Genomic DNA, 18404 nt, shown 5'->3' with positions numbered 1-18404 from the left:
ACGAACGAATCCGGAAAGAATTCAAATGGCAATCGTAGAAGTCAAGGTTCCGCAGCTGTCCGAGTCCGTGGCCGAGGCCACGCTGCTGCAGTGGAAGAAGAAGCCCGGCGAGGCCGTGGCCATCGACGAGATCCTGATCGAGGTCGAGACCGACAAGGTCGTGCTGGAAGTCCCGGCGCCGGCCGCCGGCGTGCTCGGCGAGATCGTCGAGGCCGACGGCGCCACCGTGGTGTCCGACCAGGTGATCGCGCGCATCGACACGGAAGCGAAGGCCGGCGCAGCCGCCCCCGCGGCTGCCGCAGCGCCCGCCGCCGCGGCTGCCGCGCCGGCTCCCGCCGCAGCCGCTGCCGCCACCGGTGGCAGCAAGTCCGACGTCGCGATGCCCGCCGCCGCGAAGCTGATGGCCGACAACAACCTGGCCTCGGGCTCGGTGTCCGGCACCGGCCGCGACGGCCGCGTCACCAAGGGCGACGTGCTCGGCGCGATCGCCGCCGGCGTCAAGCCCGCCCCGGCCCCGGCGCCCGCTGCCGCGCCGAAGGCGCCGCTCGCGCAGGTCGCCGCCCCCACCGTGCAGAACCTGGGCGACCGCCCCGAGCAGCGCGTGCCGATGAGCCGCCTGCGCGCCCGCGTCGCCGAGCGCCTGCTGCAGTCCCAGGCCACCAACGCCATCCTGACCACCTTCAACGAGGTCAACATGGCGCCGGTGATGGAGATGCGCAAGAAGTTCCAGGACAAGTTCGAGAAGGAGCACGGCGTCAAGCTCGGCTTCATGAGCTTCTTCGTGAAGGCCGCGGTCGCCGCCCTCAAGAAGTACCCGGTCCTGAACGCCTCGGTCGACGGCAACGACATCGTCTACCACGGCTACTTCGACATCGGCATCGCGGTGGGCTCGCCGCGCGGCCTGGTAGTGCCGATCCTGCGCGACGTCGACCAGATGAGCTTCGCCGACATCGAGAAGAAGATCGCCGAGTTCGGCCAGAAGGCGCGCGACGGCAAGCTGTCCCTGGACGATCTGTCCGGCGGCACCTTCTCGATCTCCAACGGCGGCGTGTTCGGCTCGATGCTGTCGACCCCGATCATCAACCCGCCCCAGTCGGCCATCCTCGGCGTGCACGCCACGAAGGACCGCGCCGTGGTCGAGAACGGCCAGGTCGTGGTGCGCCCGATCAACTACCTCGCAATGTCCTACGACCACCGCATCATCGACGGCCGCGAGGCCGTGCTGGGCCTGGTGACGATGAAGGAAGCGCTGGAAGATCCGGCCCGCCTGCTGTTCGACATCTGAAGCGCCTGACATCCGCGCCGCCTTTCCGCGGCGCGGAGGGCCGAGCCCTCAGGGCGTTCGAAGGGGGCTCGTCCCCCTTCATGCCATTCAAGCGCGGCGCCGCTGCTGCCCGCCCGGGCCCCTGATCGCCCGCATCGGCCGCAGCCGTCCTGCCCGCGACGCTTCAGCAAGCGTCCGAGACCACAAGAGAGAAGAACCATGTCCTCCAAGCAATTCGACGTCATCGTCATCGGTGGCGGCCCCGGCGGCTACATCGCCGCGATCCGTGCCGCGCAGCTCGGCTTCAACACCGCCTGCATCGACGAGTGGAAGAACGACAAGGGCGGCCCCGCCCCCGGCGGCACCTGCACCAACGTCGGCTGCATCCCGTCCAAGGCGCTGCTGCAGTCCTCCGAGCACTTCGAGCAGGCCGCGCACCACTTCGGCGACCACGGCATCAGCCTGTCCAACCTGTCGATGGACGTGCCGAAGATGATCGGCCGCAAGAACACCGTCGTGAAGCAGAACAACGACGGCATCCTGTATCTCTTCAAGAAGAACAAGGTCAGCTTCTTCCACGGCCGCGGCTCCTTCGTGGCGGCCGAGGGCGGCGTCTACGGCATCAAGGTCGCCGGCGCCAACGAGGAAGTCATCACCGGCAAGCACGTCATCCTCGCCACCGGCTCCAACCCGCGCACGCTGCCGCAGGCCGCCTTCGACGAGAAGCTGATCCTCTCGAACACCGGCGCGCTCGACGTCAACGAGGTGCCGAAGAAGCTCGGCGTGATCGGCGCAGGCGTCATCGGCCTGGAGATGGGCTCGGTGTGGCGCCGCCTGGGCGCGGACGTGACGGTGCTGGAAGGCCTGCCGACCTTCCTCGGCGCGGTCGACGAGCAGATCGCCAAGGAAGCCCACAAGGTCTTCACCAAGCAGGGCCTGAAGATCAACCTCGGCGTGAAGATCGGCGACGTGACGACGTCGGACGCCGGCGTCAAGGTGGCCTACACCGACGCCAAGGGCGCCGAGCAGGTGCTCGAGTGCGACAAGCTGATCGTCTCGATCGGCCGCGTGCCCAACACCATCGGTCTGAACCCGGAAGCCGTGGGCCTGAAGCTCGACGAGCGCGGCGCGATCGTCGTGGACGGCGAGTGCAAGACCAACCTGCCCAACGTCTGGGCGGTGGGCGACGTGGTGCGCGGTCCGATGCTCGCGCACAAGGCCGAGGAAGAGGGCGTGGCGGTCGCCGAGCGCATCGCCGGCCAGCACGGCCACGTCAACTTCGACACCATCCCCTGGGTCATCTACACCAGCCCCGAGATCGCCTGGGTCGGCAAGACCGAGCAGCAGCTCAAGGCCGAGGGCCGCGCCTACAAGGCCGGCACCTTCCCGTTCCTCGCCAATGGCCGCGCCCGCGCGCTCGGCGACACGACCGGCATGGTGAAGTTCCTCGCCGACGCGAAGACCGACGAGATCCTGGGCGTGCACATCGTGGGCCCGATGGCCTCCGAGCTGATCGCGGAAGCCGTCGTCGCGATGGAGTTCAAGGCCAGCGCCGAGGACATCGCGCGCATCTGCCACGCGCATCCCTCGCTGTCCGAGGCGACCAAGGAAGCGGCGCTCGCGGTGGACAAGCGCACGCTGAACTTCTGATCGTCGGCGACGATCGGCACACGAAGGGGCGGCGCAGGTCGCCCCTTTTTCCATTGGAATCCAAAGCACCATGACCACCGTCACCGAGCTGTACCACCGCACGCTCGCCGAGCGCGGCTACCAGAGCGACCCGGCCCAGCTGCGCGCCGTCGCCGCGCTGCAGCGCTGCCAGGACGAATGGACCGACTACAAGGCCCGCCGCTCCAACGCGATCACCAAGCTGCTGCGCCGCCCGCCGCTGCCGCGCGGCGTCTACATGTACGGCGGGGTGGGGCGCGGCAAGAGCTTCCTGATGGACAGCTTCTTCCAGGCCGTGCCGCTCAAGCGCAAGACGCGGCTGCACTTCCACGAGTTCATGCGCGAGGTGCACCGCGAGCTGCAGGAGCTCAAAGGCACGGTGAATCCGCTCGACGAGCTCGGCCGGCGCATCTCGCGGCGCTTCCGGCTCATCTGCTTCGACGAGTTCCACGTCGCCGACGTCACCGACGCGATGATCCTGCACCGGCTGCTCGAGTCGCTGTTCGAGCACCGCGTCAGCATCGTCACCACCTCCAACTTCCATCCCGACGGGCTGTATCCGAACGGGCTGCACCGCGACCGGATCCTGCCGGCGATCGAGCTGCTGAAGGCGCAGATGGAGGTGGTCAACGTCGACAACGGCACCGACTACCGCCAGCGCACGCTCGAGCACGTCAAGCTCTACCACTGCCCGCTCGGGCCCGAGGCCGACGCCGAGATGAAGCAGGCCTTCGAGGAGCTCGCCGAGGTGCAGGACGAGGACCCGCTGCTGCACATCGAGCGGCGCGAGATCCGCTCGCGGCGCCGTGCCGGCGGCGTGGTGTGGTTCGACTTCAAGCAGCTGTGCGGCGGGCCGCGCTCGCACAACGACTACCTGGAGCTCGCGACCCAGTTCCACACGCTGCTGCTGTCGGACGTGCCGCAGATGTCGCCGCGGCTGGCGTCGGAGGCGCGGCGCTTCACCTGGCTCGTCGACGTGCTCTACGACCGCCGCGTGAAGCTCATCATGTCGGCCGAGGTGCCGCCCGAGCAGCTCTACACCGAGGGCCCGCTCGCGCACGAGTTCCCGCGCACGGTCTCGCGCCTCAACGAGATGCAGTCGAAGGAGTTCCTGTCGCTCGAGCGCCGCGAGGTCGACACCTCGCTGACCTGAGCGGGAGCGCGTCGGCGGGGCGCGTCAGCCCAGCGGCTCGAGCCGCACCAGCGCCAGCGACAGGTTGTCGCCGCCTCCGCCGGCGCGCTGCCGGGCCTTGCTCACCAGCAGCTCGGTCGCCTCGCGTGGCGGCCGGGCGTGCACCACCGCGCCGAGCTCCTGCGGGGTGAAGTAGTGCCACAGCCCGTCGCTGCAGGCGAGCATGCTGTCGCCGACCTCGAGCTGCGAGATGTGGTGCAGCGTCGTCGGCGGCTCCTGCGCGCCGCCGAGGCAGCCCGTCAGCAGGTTGGACTGCGGGTGCGTGTTGGCCTCGTCCTCGCTGATCTGGCCCTCGTCGACCAGCCGCTGCACGTAGGAGTGGTCGCGCGTGCGGCTCACCATGCGTGCGCCGCGGAAGTGGTAGACGCGCGAGTCGCCGGCATGCACCACGGTGCACTCGCGGTTCGGGCTGAGGAGGAAGGCGGCGAGCGTGCTGTGCGGCTCCTCCTCGGAGGTGATCGCGGTCAGCTTGATCATCAGGTGCGCCTCCTCGACCAGCTGCCTCAGCACCTGGCCCGCGTCGTCGCGGCTCGGCGAGAAGCGGTCGAAGATCTGGCGCGCGGTGAGGATCACCTGGTCGGAGGCCTTGCGGCCGCCGCTGCGCCCGCCCATGCCGTCGGCGACCACCGCGAGCACGCAGCCCGGTACCTGGCCGTGGGCGAGGATCGCGACCTGGTCCTGCTGGTAGTGGCGGTCGCCCCGGTGGATGCCGGTGGAGGCCGTGAGTCGGTAGCCTTTGCTGGGGGTGCTCATCGAATGCCCGGAAGTCGGCCAAAACTATAATCCATGCCCTGCACGCGCATTCCCGCGCGGGATCAACCGGTGACCGCCCATGGACGAAAACCTGCACTCGCCGCAGCGTCACCTGATCGAGCTGCGCATCGAGCACGCCGATCTCGACGGCATGATCGACCGGCTCGCACACGAGCCGGTGCTCGACGAACTGGGCCTGCGGCGACTGAAGAAGCGGCGCCTGCTGCTGCGCGACCGCATCGCCCGCCTCGAGTCCGAACTCCAGCCCAAAGAGCCCGCATGAGGGCGCCGTCTTGACCGAAGCCGCATCGGGCCTCCCGCCGCACGCCCCGACCGACGAGGCGGGCGACGGCGAGTTGCTCGCGCTCGTCGAGGCGAGCTTCGCCGACCAGGGGCCGCTGGCGCGCTCCGATCCCCGCTATCGCGAGCGGCCGGCCCAGACCACGCTCGCCTGCGCGATCGCCCGCGCGATCGAGGAGCGGCGGCCGGTCGTCGCCGAGGCCGGCACCGGCGTCGGCAAGACCTTCGCGTACCTGGTGCCCGCGCTGCTGTCGGGCCAGCGCGTGCTGGTGAGCACCGCGACCAAGAGCCTGCAGGACCAGCTCTTCCTGCGCGACCTGCCGCACGTGCGCGACGCGCTGCAGCTGCCGGTGCAGCTCGCGCTGCTCAAGGGCCGCGCCAGCTACCTCTGCCTGCATCGGCTCGAGCAGGCGCGCCAGGCGATGCCGCAGGCCGACCGCTGGGCACTGCGCACGCTCGCGCGCATCGAGCAGTGGGCGCAGGCGACCGACTCGGGCGACCTCGCCGAGCTCGACGGCCTCGACGAGCGCTCGCCGGTGATCCCGATCGTCACCTCGACGCGCGAGAACTGCCTCGGCGGCGACTGCCCGAGCTTCCGCCAGTGCCATGTGCACAAGGCGCGCCGCGAGGCGCTGGCGGCCGACGTGGTGGTGGTCAACCACCACCTGTTCTTCGCCGACGTGGCGCTGCGCGAGACCGGCATGGCCGAGCTGCTGCCGAGCGTCGAGGTGCTGATCTTCGACGAGGCGCACCAGCTCGTCGAGGCGGGCGTGCAGTTCCTCGGCGCGGCGCTCGGCAGCAGCCAGGTGCTCGACTTCGCGCGCGACATGCTCGCCGCCGGGCTGCAGCAGGCCCGCGGCCTGGTGCCCTGGGACGAGCTCGCCGCGGGCTGCGAGCGCGCGGCGCGCGAGCTGCGGCTGGCCTGTGCCGGACCGTTGCGCGAGCCGCGCGGCGTGATCAAGCTGCGCTGGCAGGAGCGCGCCGACGTGCCCGGCTTCGGCGAGGCGCTCCAGGCACTCGAGGCGGCGTGCACCGCGGCGGCGCAGGGGCTGGACACGGTCGGCGGGCTGTCGCCCGATTTCCAGCGTCTGCAGGCGCGCGCGCAGGCCTTGGCACAGCGCGCGCAGCGCTTCGCCGAGCCGGAGCCGGTGGGGCAGGTGCGCTGGATCGACGTCGGGCCGCAGCAGGCGCGGCTGGTGGAGTCGCCGCTCGACATCCGCGATTCGATGCGCGAGCAGCTCGACGCGGTGCCGCGCGCCTGGGTGTTCACGTCGGCGACGCTCGGCGACGACGAGCGCCTGCGCTGGTTCACCGAGCCGGCCGGGCTCGACGAGGCGCGCACGGTGCGCGTCGGCAGTCCCTTCGACTACGCACGCAATGCGCGCGTGTACGTGCCGCGCGCCTTTCCGAAGCCGAGCGAGGCCGGGCATGCGGCGGCGGTCGCGGCGCTGGTGGCGAGGTTCGCGGCCGTGCTTGGCGGACGCTGCTTCGTGCTGACGACGACGCTGCGCGCGCTGCAGCAGATCGGCCCGGCGCTGCGCGAGCACCTGGACGCGGAGGGCGCGGCGGTCGACGTGCTGGTGCAGGGCAGCGCGCCCAAGCGCAAGCTGCTCGAGCAGTTCGTCGAGCGGCCGCGCGCGGTGCTGGTCGGCTCGCAGAGCTTCTGGGAGGGCATCGACGTCCCCGGAGACGCGCTGCAGTGCGTCGTGATCGACAAGCTGCCGTTTCCGCCGCCGAACGACCCGCTGGTCGAGGCGCGCATCCGGCGGCTGGAGAGCGAGGGGCGCAACGCCTTCAACGAGTACTTCGTCGCCGAGGCGGCGGTGGCGCTCAAGCAGGGGGCGGGGCGGTTGATCCGCAGCGAGACCGACCGGGGGCTGCTCGTGGTGTGCGACCCGCGCATGGCGACGATGGGCTACGGCCGTCGGCTGATGGCGGCGCTGCCGCCAATGACGCGGCTCGCGCAGGAGCGCGAGGCGCTGGAGTGGCTGGAAGCGCTGGCGCAGCCGCCGGAGGCGGACGCCGGCTGAAGGCGCGGTAGGCGGCGCCTCAGTGCGGCCCGGCGATCCGCGCCCGGGGGATCACCAGAGCTGCCACCACGGCGCATCGGGGCGCCGCAGTCCCTCGCGCAGGAAGCGGCTGTCGGGAAAGTTCGTCTTCAGCACGCGCTGCGCGTCGTCGCGCAGCTGCGGCATGCCGAGCCGCTCGTAGCCCTGCACCATCAGGTACAGCGCCTCCTCGGTGGCCGGCGAGCGCTGGTACTCCTGCACCGCCTGCTGCGCGCGGTTCACCGAGGCCAGGTAGGCGCCGCGGCTGAAGTAGTAGCGCGCCACGTGCACCTCGTACTCGGCCAGCGCGTTGACGATGTAGCTCATGCGCAGCCGCGCGTCCTCGGCATAGCGCGAGTTCGGGTACTGCTCGACGAGCTGGCGGAAGGACTGGTAGGCGTCCTTCGAGGCCTGCTGGTCGCGCTCCGAGAGGTTCTGGCGCGAGACCTTGCCGAAGAGGCCGAGGTTGTCGTTGAAGTTGACGACGCCGCGCAGGTAGAGCGCGTAGTCGATCGCGGGGCTGGCGGGATGCAGCCGGATGAAGCGGTCGAGCGTGGCCAGCGCCTGCGCGCGCTCGCCGCTGCGGTGGTAGGCATAGGCGAGATCGAGCTGCGCCTGCTGCGCCAGCATCGTGCCGGCCGCGCGGCCTTCGAGGCGCTCGAGGAAGCGGATCGCGCGCTCGTGGTTGCCCGCCGCCGCCTCCTGGCGCGCCTCTGCATACAATTTCTCGGCCGACATGCCGGCCGTCTCGTCCTTCGGGGTCGACGAACACCCTGCCGCCAGCGCCAAGGTCAGCGCGGCGACACAAGCTGCCAGGGGCTTTGCCCGCACAGGCTTCACAGCAGTCATACCAGCATCACCGGCGGTCGCCCCGCCGCTCAGAAGAGGACCCAGGATTATATGGCCCGCCCCCCGCGCGAAGCGCTCGACGCCCCCCCGGCCCCGGCCACCCCCGACATCGAGGACGAGGCCGTCGAAGGCGGCACCGAGCCGGAGGTGCGCACCGCCGTGGTCGACGAAGGCACGCACGGCCAGCGGCTCGACAAGCTGCTCGTCGGCCTCGCGGGCGAGTTCTCGCGCAGCCACCTCCAGACCCTGATCGAGGACGGTTGCGTGCAGGTCGACGGGCGGCTGGTGACGACGGCGAGCCGCAAGGTCGCCTTCGGGCAGCGGGTGACGGTGGAGCTGCGGCCGACGCCCGAGAGCCAGGCCTTCCGGCCCGAGCCGGTGCCGCTCGCCATCGTGTACGAGGACGAGCACCTGATGGTGCTGCACAAGCCGGCCGGGCGGGTGGTGCACCCGGCGGCCGGCAACTGGTCCGGCACGCTGCTCAACGGCCTGCTCGCGCACCATCGCGGCGCGGCGCAGCTGCCGCGTGCCGGCATCGTGCACCGCCTCGACAAGGACACCAGCGGCCTGATGGTGGTCGGCAAGACGCTGCCGGCGGTCACGCAGCTCGTGCGCCTGATCGCGGCGCGCGAGGTGCGCCGCGAGTACCTCGCGATCACGCACGGCGAGATCCGCGAGCCGCAGCGCCTGGCGAGCATCGAGGCGCCGATCGGCCGCGACCCGCAGTCGCGCGTGCGCATGGCGGTGGTGGCCGGCGGCAAGCCGGCACGCACCGACGTGACGCTGGTGGCGGCGCGGGACGACTTCAGCGCGGTGCGCTGCAAGCTGCACACCGGACGCACGCACCAGATCCGCGTGCACCTTGCGTCGCGGGGCTTCCCGCTGGTGGCGGACGCCGTCTACGGCGGCAGGCCGGCGCTCGGCATGGAGCGGCAGGCGCTGCACGCGACGCGCCTGGGCTTCGAGCATCCCTGCACCGGCGAGCCGCTCGTCTTCGAGGCGCCGGCGCCCGCGGATTTCGCGCAGGCCTGGCTGCAGCTTGCCGGCGACGCGGTGTAACCGTAGGGGCTCCTCGCGAGAGAGGGCTACAATGTCTGCACAGATTCCAATTCGCCGCAGCCTCCGGCCCCGGGTCACCACGCCCGGCAGCGCCGAAAAGGCCGGACGCGACGCCCGCGAAGGCGATCGCGACATCCGCGGCTGACACAGACGACGATCCGCTTTCCCGGCCGGCGCATTGCGCGGGCCCCGCCCGGCGCCGCTGCGCGTGCCGGGCCGAAGTGACGCCTGTTGAAGACGAAGACCAGGGACCGATGAACGTACAGGATGCGAAGCGCGTCCTCGAGACCGCGCTGATCTGCGCGCAGCAGCCGCTGACGCTGCGCGATCTGCGCACGCTGTTCGACGACGAGCTCGGCGCGGACGTGCTGCGCGCGCTGCTCGCCGAGCTGTCGCGGGACTGGGAGGGGCGCGGCGTCGAGCTCGTCTCGCTCGCCAGCGGCTGGCGCTTTCAGAGCCGCCCGGAGATGCGCGAGTTTCTCGAGCGGCTCAATCCGGAGAAGCCGCCGCGCTATTCCCGCGCGACGATGGAGACGCTGGCCATCATCGCCTACCGCCAGCCCGTCACGCGCGGCGACATCGAGGAGATCCGGGGCGTGACGGTGAGCAGCCAGATCGTCAAGCAGCTCGAGGACCGCGGCTGGATCGAGGTGATCGGTCACCGCGATGCGCCGGGCCGTCCGGGCCTGTACGCGACGACGCGCCAGTTCCTCGACGACCTGGGGCTCGCGTCGCTGGAGCAGCTGCCCGCGCTCGAGAGGGCGCCGGTGAGCGCCGAGCTGCTCGCCAGCCTCGCGGACGGCGCCGCGCCGCCTGCGCAAGCGGCAGGCGACGCCGCCGATGCGCAGTTGTCGCTCCCGCTGCCTGCCGGCGGCACCCCGTCTGCTGCAGGCCCGCGGGAGGCGGCTTCCTCCCTCCACGAATCCCGGCCGGCCGAGACGCCGACGGACTCCCCCATCACTGCCGACACCCAAGCCGATACCCCTACGCCATGAGCAACGATCCCATCGAGACGCCCGCCGCGTCCCCGACCGACGCGCCCGCGATCGGCGCAGAGACCTCCGTGCCGGCCGTGGCGGAGACGAGCGAGGCGCCGAAGCCCAAGCGCCGCGCGCCGCGCAAGACCAAGGCTGCCGCCGAGGCGCCGGCCGAGGCTGCCGTCGGGGAGGCCGTCGCGCCTGCCGAGGCGGCACCCGCGGCGGAGGCGGAGGCGCCGGCTGCCGCGCCGGCCCGCAAGACGCCGCGCCGGCGCAAGGCCGCCGCCACGGCGGACGCTGCGGCGGCCGGGTCCGAGGCGGTGACGACGCCCGACTCGCCCGTGCCGGCAGCGGAAGCGCCCGCGGTCATGGTGGCGTCGGACGCGCAGGTCGCGGCACCGGTCGCGGCCGACGCTGCTTTCGCGGCGGCGCCCGCCGAGGCCGGGCTGCCCGTGACGACGCCGGCCGAGGCGCAAGCCGCTGCGCCGGCGGACGCGGGCCCGGGCGAGGGCCCTGCCGGGGAGGCTTCCGGTCGCCGCCGTCGCGACCGACGCGAGCGCCGTTCCGGCGGCGCCAAGGGTGCGGAGCGTGCCGAGCAGGGCGCCGCAGAGGCGACTGCGGCGGCCCCCGCCGTGGCGGACGGGGCGGGCGAGGAGGGTGAGAGAGCTGCCGGCCGGCAACCCGAGCGGGCGGCCCCGGCCGGCGTCCAGGGCGGCACGCGCAAGCGCAAGGACGCTGCCGGCGGCCGGGGCGCGGGCGCGCCGCAGCCGGTGCGGGCCGCGGTCGAGCGCTTCGCCGAGGTGCTGTCGGGCCAGTTCGACGACGAGCTGGGCGACGAGGCCGACGCCGAGGCGCCGGGCAAGCGCGTGCTCGCGCCCGAGCCCGAGGCGCCCAAGCTGCACAAGGTGCTGGCGCAGGCCGGCATCGGCTCGCGCCGCGACATGGAGCAGATGATCCTGGAGGGCCGCATCTCGGTGAACGGCGAGCCGGCCCACATCGGCCAGCGCATCTCCTACGGCGACCAGGTGAAGGTCAACGGCAAGCCGATCCGCTTCCGCATCGCGCCGCCGGCGCCGCGGCTGCTCGCCTACCACAAGCCGGTCGGCGAGGTGGTCACGCTCAGCGACCCCGAGGGCCGCCCGACCGTGTTCCGCCGCCTGCCCAAGCTGCCCAACGGCAAGTGGCAGTCGGTGGGGCGCCTGGACCTCAACACCGAGGGCCTGCTGCTGTTCACGAATTCGGGCGAGCTCGCGAACCAGCTGATGCACCCGCGCTTCGGCGTCGAGCGCGAGTACGCGGTGCGCGTGCTCGGCTCGCTCAACGAGGAGGCGAAAGGCAAGCTGCTCGAGGGCGTGAAGATCGACGGCCAGCCGGCGAGCTTCAAGTCGATCGAGGACGGCGGCGGCGAAGGCGTCAACCGCTGGTACCGCGTCGTCATCACCGAGGGCCGCAACCGCGAGGTGCGCAAGCTGTTCGAGGCGGTGGGGCTGGCGGTGAGCCGCCTGATCCGCATCCGCTACGGCACCGTGGTGCTGCCGCGCGGCTTGAAGCGCGGCGTCTGGGTCGAGCTCGACGAGAACGACGTGCGCACGATCCGCCATCTGGCCGGCGGCGACAAGGCGCGTCCGGCCGTTGCAGACGAGGCGGGCGGCAAGCAGGGCGCATCCCGCGGCGGCAAGCGCGCCGGCGGCGGCAAGCCGCCGCAAGGACGTGGCGCGCAGGGCGGACCACGCCCGAACGGCGGACCGGCCGTGCCGGCCCGCCGCGCCAAGGAGGGCAAGCCGGTGCCGAAGAACATCGGCCCGGATCCGCTGGAGCAGACCTACGACAAGCGCTTCGCGCAGTCGACGCTGGCGCGCCAGAGCAATCCGAACCGCCAGCCCGATCCGCTGCAGACCAGCGTCGGCTACATCGGCGGCGACGCGTTCTACCGCAAGGGCCAGGGCGGCCGCGGCGGGCGTGGCGGCGGCGGTGGGGGGGGTGGTTTCGGCGGCGGCGGCGGCGGTGGTAACCGCGGCGGCCGGGGCGGTGGCCGCGGGCGCTGAGCGCCTTCGCCGCCCGCGTTCTGTCGGCCTGCCGGGCCGGGTGGCATTGCCCCCGGCCTTCACGGCGGGGACGCGGGTAAGCGGTACAATTTCAGGTTTTGCCAAGTCATTGAATTCAGGAGAAAAACATGGCGATTGAACGCACGCTCTCGATCATCAAGCCCGACGCCGTCGCGAAGAACGTGATCGGCCAGATCTACGCCCGCTTCGAAGGCGCCGGTCTCAAGATCATCGCGGCCAAGATGGCCCACCTGTCGCGCAACGAAGCCGAGCAGTTCTATGCCGTGCACAAGGCGCGTCCCTTCTTCAAGGATCTGGTGGACTTCATGGTCTCCGGCCCGGTGATGATCCAGGTGCTCGAGGGCGAGAACGCGATCGCCAAGAACCGCGAGCTGATGGGCGCCACCGACCCGAAGAAGGCCGACAAGGGCACCATCCGCGCCGATTTCGCGGACAGCATCGACGCCAACGCGGTGCACGGCTCGGACGCGCCGGAAACCGCTGCCGTGGAAGTGGCTTTCTTCTTCCCCGGCATGAACGTCTACAGCCGCTGATCCGCGGCCGTAGTACCCAGTAGTTGAATCGCGTCCTCAACCAGAGGAGTGCACATGGCGGCCAATCTGCTTGATTTCGATCTCGACGGCTTGGCCGCTTTCTGCGAGCAGCTCGGCGAGAAGCGCTTCCGCGCCACCCAGCTGTTCCGCTGGATCCACCAGAAGGGCGCGTCCGACTTCGACCAGATGTCGGACCTCGCCAAGTCGCTGCGCGGCAAGCTCGCCGGCAGCGCCGAGATCTGCGGCCTGCCCATCCTCAGCGAGCAGGCCTCCACCGACGGCACCATCAAGTGGCTGTTCGACGTCGGCAACGGCGACGCGGTCGAGGCGGTGTTCATCCCCGAGGAAGACCGCGGCACGCTGTGCGTGTCCTCGCAGGCCGGCTGCGCGGTCGGCTGCCGCTTCTGCTCCACCGGCCACCAGGGCTTCAGCCGCAACCTCGCCACCGGCGAGATCCTGGCGCAGCTGTGGCATGCCGAGCACCACCTGCGCGGGCGCCTGAACCTCGCGCCGGGCGAGCGCGCGATCACGAACGTCGTGATGATGGGCATGGGCGAGCCGCTGCAGAACTACGACCGGCTCGTGCCCGCGCTGCGCGTGATGCTCGACGACCACGGCTACGGCCTGTCGCGGCGGCGCGTGACCGTCTCCACCTCCGGGGTCGTCCCGATGATGGACCGGCTGCGCGACGACTGCCCGGTGGCGCTCGCGGTGTCGCTGCATGCGCCCAACGACGCACTGCGCGACCCGCTCGTGCCGCTGAACCGCAAGTACCCGCTCGCCGAGCTGATGGACGCGTGCAACCGCTACCTGGACAAGGCACCGCGGGACTTCGTGACCTTCGAGTACTGCATGCTCGACGGGGTCAACGACAGCGAGGAGCATGCGCGCGAGCTCGTCGCGCTGGTGCGCGGCAAGGTCTCGTGCAAGCTCAACCTGATCCCGTTCAATCCCTTCCCGGCCTCGGGCCTGAAGCGCTCGCCGCGCGAGCGCGTGCAGGCCTTCGCGAAGGTGCTGATCGACGCCGGCATCGTCACCACCGTGCGCAAGACGCGCGGCGACGACATCGACGCGGCCTGCGGCCAGCTCGCCGGCGAGGTGCGCGACCGCACGCGGGTCGAGCAGCGCATGACGCGCGCACCGATCGCGATCGTGCCGCGGCCCGCTTCCGGCCCGGCGCGTTCGCAGGGATCACGATGACCGGCTCACGCCGCCTCGCCCCGCCACGGCGGCTGCTCGCCGCCTGCTGCCTCGGCCTGGCCGTCCTGCTCGGCGGCTGCGCCGGGACGGCGGGCCGGGACATCGTCACCGCGTCGGACGAGACCGACGCGCAGAAGCGGGCGCGCATCCGGCTGGAGCTGGCGTCGGGCTACTTCGCGCGCGGCCAGCTCGAGACCGCGCTCGACGAGGTCAAGCAGGCGATCCAGGCGGACCCGAACCGCGCCGAGGCCTACAGCCTGCGCGGGCTGATCTACGCCGCGCTGGGCGACGAGCGCTTCGCCGACGAGAGCTTCCGCCGCGCGCTCCAGCTCAACCCGCGCGACGGCAACGCCGCGCACAACCACGCATGGTTCCTGTGCCAGCGGGGACGATTCGCCGAAGCGATGACGCAGTTCGACGCGGCCCTGGCCGCGCCGCTGTACCGGGACGCTTCCAAGACACTGCTGGCCAAGGGCGTCTGCCAGGCGCGCGCCGGAGAGCTGGCCGAGGCCGAGAAGACGCTCGTCCGCGGCTACGAGCTCGATCCGGGCAACCCGGCCACCGGGGTCAACCTCGCGCTGGTGCTGCTGCGGCGCGGCGAGGCCGAGCGCGCGCGCTTCTACGTGCGCCGGGTCAACTCGGTGCCCGAGTACGTGACGGCCGAGACGCTGTGGCTCGCCGCGCGCATCGAGCACCGCCTCGGCAACCGGGTGGGGGCCGAGGAGTTCGGCAGCCAGCTGCGCCGGCGCTTTCCGCAGTCGGCGCAGGCCGCGGCCTACGACAAGGGATTGTTTGAATGATTGAGAACGAGCGCACCTTGCCTGCGCATGACGGCGCCGGGGCGGCGACCTCGATGACGGCCGGCCAGATGCTGCGCGCCGCGCGCGAGCAGAACGGCATGCCGCTGTCGGCACTCGCCTCCGCGATCAAGGTCACGCCGCAGAAGCTGGAGGCGCTGGAGGCCGACCGGCTCGACGCGCTGCCGGACGCGACCTTCGCGCGTGCGCTGGCCAAGACCGTGTGCCGCTTCCTGAAGGTGGACCCCGCGCCGGTGCTCGCGCAGCTGCCCGACGTGCGGATGTCCGAGCTCGAGCATGTGGCGCAGGGCCTGAACCAGCCCTTCCGCGACGGCACCCGCCGCCAGGAGCTGCTGAAGGCCGACACGCTGCGCCGCCCGGTGGTGGTGGTCTCGGCGCTGCTGGTGGTCGCGGCGCTGATCCTGTGGGCCCTGCCGGCCGGCATGCTGCCGTCGATGGACGACGGCGAGGCGGCGCAGGACCCGGTCGTCGAGACGCCGCTGCCCGGCACCGGAGCCGTTCCCTCGGAGCCGGTGCCCCTCGATCCGGCCGCCTCCGGCGTGGCGCCGGCAGCAACGCCGCCGCTCGCGGTGCCGCCTCCCGCGGCGCTGCCCGCCGTGCCGCCCCCCGCCGCGGTGCCGCCGGCGCCCGCTCCTGCGGCACCGTCGCCGGCCTCGGTGCCCGCGGCGGCCGTGGTGCCCGCCGCCGGACAGGCTGCGGACGCGGTGGTGGTGCGCGCGAGCGCGCCAAGCTGGGTCGAGCTGCGCGACGCGGACGGCAGGACGCTGCTGTCGCGTCAGCTCGCCGGCGGCGAAGCGGTGACGCTCGCGGGCCGTTTCCCGATGCAGCTGAAGGTCGGCAACGTCGGCGGCACCGAGCTGACCGTGCGGGGCAAGCCCTTCGACCTGCGCGCGCAATCCCGCAACAACGTCGCCCGCCTCGAGCTCCAGTGAGCTCTTCGCCGGACGTTCCACGTCGACCCGATCCCGCCGCCATGCAAGATTCCCAGAACCGCGATTTCTTCACCGTGGCCGCCCGCCCGGCGCCGCGCCGCTCGCGCCAGGCGCGCGTCGTCTGGGGCGACCGCGTCGTCACGATCGGCGGCGACGCGCCGGTGCGCGTGCAGTCGATGACCAACACCGACACGGTCGACGTGATCGGCACCGCGATTCAGGTCAAGGAGCTCGCGCTCGCGGGCTCCGAGATGGTGCGCATCACCGTCAACACGCTCGAGGCCGCGCAGGCCGTGCCGCACATCCGCGAGCAGCTCGACCGCATGGGCATCGACACGCCGCTGGTGGGCGACTTCCACTACAACGGCCACAAGCTGCTGACCGAGGTGCCGGCCTGCGCCGAGGCGCTGTCCAAGTACCGCATCAACCCGGGCAACGTCGGCAAGGGTGCCAAGGGCGACCGGCAGTTCGCGCAGATGATCGAGGTCGCGATCCGCCACGCCAAGCCGGTGCGCATCGGCGTCAACTGGGGCAGCCTCGACCAGGAGCTGCTCGCCTCCCTCATGGACGAGAACGCTTCGCGTGCGAAGCCGTGGGACGCGCAGCAGGTGATGTACCAGGCGCTGGTGACCTCGGCGATCGAGTCCGCGAAACGCGCCGAGGCGATCGGCATGGACGCGAACCAGATCATCCTGTCGTGCAAGGTCAGCGGCGTGCAGGACCTGATCACGGTCTACCGGGCGCTGGCCGAGCGCTGCGACTACGCGCTGCACCTGGGTCTGACCGAGGCCGGCATGGGCACCAAGGGAACGGTCGCCTCAGCGGCCGCGCTGTCGGTGCTGCTGCAGGAGGGCATCGGCGACACGATCCGCGTCTCGCTCACGCCCCAGCCGGGCGAGAGCCGCACGCAGGAGGTGGTCGTCTCGCTCGAGATCCTGCAGGCGCTGGGCCTGCGGGCCTTCGTGCCGAGCGTGACCGCCTGCCCGGGCTGCGGGCGCACCACGAGCACGGTGTTCCAGGAGCTCGCCAAGCAGATCGACGACCACCTGCGCGCGCAGATGCCGCTGTGGCGCACGCAGTATCCCGGCGTGGAGAACCTGCGCGTGGCGGTGATGGGCTGCATCGTCAACGGCCCGGGCGAGAGCAAGCACGCCGACATCGGCATCAGCCTGCCCGGCACCGGCGAGGCCCCGGCCGCACCCGTCTACATCGACGGCGAGAAGGCGGTGACGCTGCGCGGCGAGCGCATCGCCGAGGAATTCCACGCGCTGGTCGCGGACTACATCGAGCGGCGCTTCGGCACGGCCGCGAAGGCGCCGGGCACCGCGGCCTGAGCCTCGCACGCGCCGGCGCGCCGGCATTTCAGTACAGTCACGCAGCGTCGCGCCGGGCCGGTCCCGGCGCGCGCGCTTTTCCGGACGACACGCAGACACGACAAATGGCAGAACAACTCAAGGCAGTGAAGGGCATGAACGACATCCTGCCGCCCGATTCGGCGCGGTGGGAATGGCTCGAGGAGAAGGTGCGCGCGCTAATGCAGCGCTACGGCTACCAGAACCTGCGCACGCCGATCGTCGAGCCCACGCCGCTGTTCGTGCGCGGCCTCGGCGAGGTCACCGACATCGTCGAGAAGGAGATGTACTCCTTCGAGGACAGCATGAACGGCGACCGCCTGACGCTGCGGCCCGAGAACACCGCCGGCGTCGTGCGCGCGGTGGTCGAGCACTCGCTGCTCTACGACGGCGGCAAGCGCATCTACTACATGGGCCCGATGTTCCGCCACGAGCGCCCGCAGCGCGGCCGCTACCGCCAGTTCCACCAGATCGGCGCCGAGGCGCTGGGCTTCGCGGGACCGGACGTGGACGCCGAGCTGATCCTGATGTGCCGCGCGCTGTGGCAGGACCTGGGCCTCGCGGACGTGCGCCTCGAGCTCAACAGCTTGGGGCAGCCCGACGAGCGCCGCGCGCACCGCGAGGCGCTCATCAATTACTTCGAGCAGCATCGCGACCAGCTCGACGCCGAGGCGCAGCGCCGGCTGCACAGCAACCCGCTGCGGATTCTGGATACCAAGAACCCGGCGATGCAGGCGCTGGTGGAAGCGGCTCCGAAGCTGATGGACTACCTGGGCGAGGCCTCGCTCGCGCACCTCGACGCGGTGCGCGCGGTGCTCGACGCCAACGGCGTGCCCTACCGCATCAACCCGCGCCTGGTGCGCGGCATGGACTACTACAACCTCACCGTCTTCGAGTGGGTCACGGACCGCCTCGGCTCGCAGGGCACGGTCTGCGGCGGCGGGCGCTACGACTACCTGATCGAGCAGATCGGCGGCAAGCCCGCGCCCGCGGTCGGCTGGGCGCTCGGCATGGAGCGGGTGCTCGAGCTGCTCAAGGAGCTCGGCACCGCTCGGGCGCCGAAGGCGCCCGACGTCTACGCGGTGGTGCCGGGGCCGCAGGCGCTGGCCGCGGCGATGAAGACCGTCGAGGCGCTGCGCGAGCAGGGCGTGGCGGTGCTGATGCATGCCGCCGGCAAGGACGGCTGGGGCAGCATGAAGTCGCAGTTCAAGAAGGCCGACGCGAGCGGCGCGCGCGTCGCGCTGGTGTTTGGCGACGACGAGCTCGCGCGCGGCGAGGTGGCGGTGAAGCCGCTGCGCGACGCGGGCGCGGCGCAGAGCACCCGCACGCTCGCCGATGTCGCCGCCTGGGCCGCCGAGTTGCGCGCCGCATAATCCGCCTTTATTTCAGACAA

Annotated in this window: 16 protein-coding genes; 14 read left to right on the top strand and 2 right to left on the bottom strand. The window is 71.7% G+C overall.

Annotated features, from left to right (window positions below):
• The first annotated feature begins 25 nt into the window (after nt 1-25).
• From odhB to zapE, 3 genes are all read left to right on the top strand, one after another.
• Nucleotides 26-1285, top strand: coding sequence for a 2-oxoglutarate dehydrogenase complex dihydrolipoyllysine-residue succinyltransferase (gene odhB / locus D3A59_RS08120; RefSeq protein ID WP_119154413.1), 1260 nt, complete (start codon nt 26-28; stop codon nt 1283-1285).
• Between the two features lie 198 nt (nt 1286-1483).
• Nucleotides 1484-2914, top strand: coding sequence for a dihydrolipoyl dehydrogenase (gene lpdA / locus D3A59_RS08115; protein ID WP_119154412.1), 1431 nt, complete (start codon nt 1484-1486; stop codon nt 2912-2914).
• Nucleotides 2915-2984: 70 nt separating this feature from the next.
• Nucleotides 2985-4085 (top strand): cell division protein ZapE, encoded by a 1101-nt coding sequence (gene zapE / locus D3A59_RS08110; protein ID WP_119154411.1) that lies wholly within the window; start codon nt 2985-2987, stop codon nt 4083-4085.
• Nucleotides 4086-4109: 24 nt separating this feature from the next.
• Here zapE and D3A59_RS08105 read toward each other — a convergent pair whose 3' ends face one another.
• A complete protein-coding gene (locus D3A59_RS08105; protein WP_119154410.1) occupies nt 4110-4877 on the bottom strand; it encodes a PP2C family protein-serine/threonine phosphatase in 768 nt (255 codons plus the stop codon).
• Nucleotides 4878-4956: 79 nt separating this feature from the next.
• Between D3A59_RS08105 and D3A59_RS08100 the strand changes: the two genes are divergently transcribed.
• Together D3A59_RS08100 and D3A59_RS08095 are read left to right on the top strand one after the other, a co-directional pair.
• Complete coding sequence (locus tag D3A59_RS08100; protein WP_119154409.1) at nt 4957-5160, top strand: DUF465 domain-containing protein; 204 nt, start codon at nt 4957-4959, stop codon at nt 5158-5160.
• 73 nt (nt 5161-5233) lie between these two features.
• A complete protein-coding gene (locus D3A59_RS08095; RefSeq protein WP_119154473.1) occupies nt 5234-7207 on the top strand; it encodes a DNA repair helicase YoaA in 1974 nt (657 codons plus the stop codon).
• Between the two features lie 51 nt (nt 7208-7258).
• Here the strand turns inward: D3A59_RS08095 and D3A59_RS08090 are convergent, their stop codons facing one another.
• Nucleotides 7259-8074: an outer membrane protein assembly factor BamD gene (locus tag D3A59_RS08090; protein ID WP_119154408.1), complete on the bottom strand. Its 816-nt coding sequence runs from the start codon at nt 8072-8074 to the stop codon at nt 7259-7261.
• Between the two features lie 51 nt (nt 8075-8125).
• On the opposite strand from D3A59_RS08090, the gene D3A59_RS08085 reads away from it, so the two are divergent.
• The 9 genes from D3A59_RS08085 to hisS all read left to right on the top strand — a co-directional run bounded on the left by D3A59_RS08085 (nt 8126) and on the right by hisS (nt 18384).
• Nucleotides 8126-9133, top strand: a complete 1008-nt coding sequence (locus tag D3A59_RS08085; protein ID WP_119154407.1) for an RluA family pseudouridine synthase — start codon at nt 8126-8128, stop codon at nt 9131-9133.
• 254 nt (nt 9134-9387) lie between these two features.
• On the top strand, nt 9388-10128 hold the full coding sequence (scpB, locus tag D3A59_RS08080; RefSeq protein ID WP_119154406.1) for an SMC-Scp complex subunit ScpB: 741 nt from the start codon (nt 9388-9390) through the stop codon (nt 10126-10128).
• Complete coding sequence (rluB, locus tag D3A59_RS08075) at nt 10125-12155, top strand: 23S rRNA pseudouridine(2605) synthase RluB (protein WP_119154405.1); 2031 nt, start codon at nt 10125-10127, stop codon at nt 12153-12155. The genes scpB and rluB overlap by 4 nt, the downstream gene beginning before the upstream one ends.
• 128 nt (nt 12156-12283) lie before the next feature.
• Complete coding sequence (gene ndk / locus D3A59_RS08070; protein ID WP_119154404.1) at nt 12284-12709, top strand: nucleoside-diphosphate kinase; 426 nt, start codon at nt 12284-12286, stop codon at nt 12707-12709.
• 54 nt (nt 12710-12763) lie between these two features.
• Nucleotides 12764-13909, top strand: coding sequence for a dual-specificity RNA methyltransferase RlmN (rlmN, locus tag D3A59_RS08065; protein ID WP_119154403.1), 1146 nt, complete (start codon nt 12764-12766; stop codon nt 13907-13909).
• Nucleotides 13906-14709: a type IV pilus biogenesis/stability protein PilW gene (pilW, locus tag D3A59_RS08060; protein ID WP_119154402.1), complete on the top strand. Its 804-nt coding sequence runs from the start codon at nt 13906-13908 to the stop codon at nt 14707-14709. Before rlmN ends, pilW begins: the two co-directional genes overlap by 4 nt.
• Nucleotides 14706-15659, top strand: coding sequence for a helix-turn-helix domain-containing protein (locus D3A59_RS08055; RefSeq protein WP_119154401.1), 954 nt, complete (start codon nt 14706-14708; stop codon nt 15657-15659). Before pilW ends, D3A59_RS08055 begins: the two co-directional genes overlap by 4 nt.
• 41 nt (nt 15660-15700) lie before the next feature.
• Nucleotides 15701-16993, top strand: a complete 1293-nt coding sequence (ispG, locus tag D3A59_RS08050; protein WP_119154400.1) for a flavodoxin-dependent (E)-4-hydroxy-3-methylbut-2-enyl-diphosphate synthase — start codon at nt 15701-15703, stop codon at nt 16991-16993.
• Nucleotides 16994-17097: 104 nt separating this feature from the next.
• Entirely contained in the window at nt 17098-18384 is a 1287-nt protein-coding gene (hisS, locus tag D3A59_RS08045; RefSeq protein WP_119154399.1) for a histidine--tRNA ligase, read from the top strand.
• Nucleotides 18385-18404 lie beyond the last annotated feature (20 nt).

This window comes from Caldimonas tepidiphila, assembly GCF_003569765.1.
Lineage (GTDB): Bacteria > Pseudomonadota > Gammaproteobacteria > Burkholderiales > Burkholderiaceae_C > Caldimonas > Caldimonas tepidiphila.
This window is presented reverse-complemented; position numbering and strand designations above follow the sequence as displayed.

What these genes read in the sequence shown, in the direction of transcription:
- rluB (WP_119154405.1), top strand. Translation starts at nt 10,125, where the DNA reads ATGAGCAACGATCCCATCGAGACGCCCGCCGCGTCCCCGACCGACGCG.
- pilW (WP_119154402.1), top strand. Translation starts at nt 13,906, where the DNA reads ATGACCGGCTCACGCCGCCTCGCCCCGCCACGGCGGCTGCTCGCCGCC.
- D3A59_RS08085 (WP_119154407.1), top strand. Translation starts at nt 8,126, where the DNA reads ATGGCCCGCCCCCCGCGCGAAGCGCTCGACGCCCCCCCGGCCCCGGCC.
- ndk (WP_119154404.1), top strand. Translation starts at nt 12,284, where the DNA reads ATGGCGATTGAACGCACGCTCTCGATCATCAAGCCCGACGCCGTCGCG.
- D3A59_RS08105 (WP_119154410.1), bottom strand. Translation starts at nt 4,877, where the DNA reads ATGAGCACCCCCAGCAAAGGCTACCGACTCACGGCCTCCACCGGCATC.
- D3A59_RS08055 (WP_119154401.1), top strand. Translation starts at nt 14,706, where the DNA reads ATGATTGAGAACGAGCGCACCTTGCCTGCGCATGACGGCGCCGGGGCG.
- odhB (WP_119154413.1), top strand. Translation starts at nt 26, where the DNA reads ATGGCAATCGTAGAAGTCAAGGTTCCGCAGCTGTCCGAGTCCGTGGCC.
- hisS (WP_119154399.1), top strand. Translation starts at nt 17,098, where the DNA reads ATGGCAGAACAACTCAAGGCAGTGAAGGGCATGAACGACATCCTGCCG.
- rlmN (WP_119154403.1), top strand. Translation starts at nt 12,764, where the DNA reads ATGGCGGCCAATCTGCTTGATTTCGATCTCGACGGCTTGGCCGCTTTC.
- ispG (WP_119154400.1), top strand. Translation starts at nt 15,701, where the DNA reads ATGCAAGATTCCCAGAACCGCGATTTCTTCACCGTGGCCGCCCGCCCG.
- D3A59_RS08100 (WP_119154409.1), top strand. Translation starts at nt 4,957, where the DNA reads ATGGACGAAAACCTGCACTCGCCGCAGCGTCACCTGATCGAGCTGCGC.
- D3A59_RS08090 (WP_119154408.1), bottom strand. Translation starts at nt 8,074, where the DNA reads ATGACTGCTGTGAAGCCTGTGCGGGCAAAGCCCCTGGCAGCTTGTGTC.
- scpB (WP_119154406.1), top strand. Translation starts at nt 9,388, where the DNA reads ATGAACGTACAGGATGCGAAGCGCGTCCTCGAGACCGCGCTGATCTGC.
- zapE (WP_119154411.1), top strand. Translation starts at nt 2,985, where the DNA reads ATGACCACCGTCACCGAGCTGTACCACCGCACGCTCGCCGAGCGCGGC.
- lpdA (WP_119154412.1), top strand. Translation starts at nt 1,484, where the DNA reads ATGTCCTCCAAGCAATTCGACGTCATCGTCATCGGTGGCGGCCCCGGC.